We start from the raw sequence: 702 nt of genomic DNA on the forward strand, positions 1-702 counted from the left end.
TTTGGCGATACGCTTGAAACTTATCGCAAAGCAGCAAGGAGTTAAAGCATGACTTTACGCATTGTACGCGGTTTTACCTTGATTGTTGATGATGATGTGAATCTTCACCTTGATCTTGAAACATTGAAACTGCCCACGTTGGAAGAAATCACCGAAACCTATCAACCAGGGGGCTCTGATATGCAAATTGATGTGAGCGGTCTTGGTGTGAAAGCGCTAAGTTTGCAAATGAAAATCCGCAGCCATACCCCCGAAATTATCGGCATCTTTGGTGGTCCTCCTGGTCTTCGTCATAAATTCACTGGCAAAAAACATGTGATTTCTGAAGAAGATGGGCGTGAGCATGAACATTCCATTGATGTGACAGGGCGGTTGGTCAAAGTGGATAGCGAAGGCTTAACAGCTGGGAAAGCCACAGGCTATGATTGCGAGATCAAAAATGTTTGGGATTATACGGAATTTTGGGATGGTTCTGTTTTGCACCGCTTTTCTTTTAAACGGGGCGGCTGGCTTGTCCGCAACGGGCAAGAGATCGGTTCTCGCCGCCGCTCTATTCTCAACTTATAAGCTCTCATTATTGATAGGGTTATCAATTATAGGAATTGATCATGACAAGTTTACAAAGCAGCATTGACGTGGAATTGCAGGTTCCGCTTCCTTATCAAGATAAAGGTGGCAAAGAATCTCTCTGCAAGAAACTGA

1 protein-coding gene is annotated in these 702 nt (G+C 44.2%); it reads left to right on the plus strand.

Translation table 11 applies throughout. The features are described 5' to 3' along the window. Positions 1-48: 48 nt before the first annotated feature. Complete coding sequence (locus ACFINZ_RS10925) at positions 49-567, plus strand: phage major tail tube protein (RefSeq protein WP_015856800.1); 519 nt, start codon at positions 49-51, stop codon at positions 565-567. The last annotated feature ends 135 nt before the right edge of the window (positions 568-702 follow it).

The organism is Bartonella sp. AA81SXKL (genome assembly GCF_042196945.1).
Taxonomy (GTDB): Bacteria; Pseudomonadota; Alphaproteobacteria; order Rhizobiales; family Rhizobiaceae; genus Bartonella.